This window comes from Vibrio ouci (assembly GCF_004551525.1).
In the GTDB taxonomy this organism is placed as follows: Bacteria; Pseudomonadota; Gammaproteobacteria; order Enterobacterales; family Vibrionaceae; genus Vibrio; species Vibrio ouci.
Genome location: NZ_SATR01000188.1, coordinates 1 through 1,310 on the forward strand (window position 1 = coordinate 1; position 1,310 = coordinate 1,310).

A 1,310-nucleotide genomic window follows, 5' to 3' on the forward strand; every position below is an offset into this window, starting at 1 on the left:
GGCTTTTTTATGGTTCATCGCGGATTAACGGGAACACAAAACAAAAACGGTAGTAAGTGATAGAGTTTTATCGCCAAACAAAACTTACACAAACTACCGTTCTCATGCCGAATCATACTTTCCTATCTTCATTCTGGGAAGGCTTTCATATCGTAAAGTCTCATCAAACTACTTCGCTTATTACGCTCACCCTAAAACCTGACTCTACCGCTAAATGTCCCTGTGGGCGTCACGCTCAAGCTATACATGAGTACCAATGGCGTAACGTGAAAGAGGCAACACTGCTTGGRACACCTGTTGAGTTGCTTGTCCAAACTCGACGCATTAGGTGCAGGCACTGCGGTATCAAGACTGAACGATTATCTTGGTTGGAGCCTTATGCTCGTATCACGAATCGCTTGAGGAGCTATATTGAGCAGTTGCTGCCTCTGTTACCCATTAAGCATATTGCCCAACTTACTGGGGTTCATTGGCACTCAATAAAAGAGATAGATAAGCGTCGCCTTCAACAAGTTGTACCGCCAGTTAAATGGGGTGAATTGAGKCAACTCGTCATGGACGAGTTCGCCATCTTTAAGGGGCATCGCTATGCCACTGTCATTGCTGACGCTAAAAGTCATCAAGTTATCTGGGTAGGGTTAGGTCGTAGCCGTAAGGACATTCGGCCGTTCTTCGAACAGTTAGGCGAATATGGTAAAAATATCGAAGCGGTAGCGATGGATATGAATACTGCTTTTGACCTTGAAGTTCATGAGCATTGTCCAAATGCACGCATCGTGTACGACTTATTCCATGTTGTGGCTAAGTTCGGTCGTGAGGTCATGGATAGGGTCAGAGTCGACCAAGCCAACAAGTTAAAACATGATAAAAAAGAAAGGCAATGGGTTAAGCGCTCACGTTGGGTGTTACTGAAAAATCGAGATAACTTGAATACACATCAGGACAGCTACCTCACTGAAATATTGAAGGTAAATCAAGACTTGATGACCACTTACATACTCGGAGCGCAATTAAAGGAACTCTGGCGTTGCAGCTCAGAGCTACAGGCCAAGAATTTATGGGAAGTATGGTGGAAACAAGTGAATGAAAGCGGAATTAAGCCGTTAAAAGAGTTTGCTCGAAAACTCCGACCTTACCTTCATGGAATTACCGCCTCAGCAAGTTATCCGCTGAATACTTGCACCCTCGAAGGAATAAACAACAAGATAAAATTAATCAAGCGGATGGGATATGGCTATAGAGATACCGATTACTTCTTCTTAAAGATAAAAGCGGCTTTCCCCGGAAAGCCACGATGAACCTTTTTTATT

1 protein-coding gene is annotated in these 1,310 nt (G+C 43.7%); it reads left to right on the forward strand.

Annotated features, from left to right (window positions below; genetic code table 11):
• Positions 1-104: 104 nt before the first annotated feature.
• Entirely contained in the window at positions 105-1,298 is a 1,194-nt protein-coding gene (locus ELS82_RS25000) for an ISL3 family transposase (RefSeq protein ID WP_134837773.1), read from the forward strand.
• Positions 1,299-1,310: the final 12 nt, after the last annotated feature.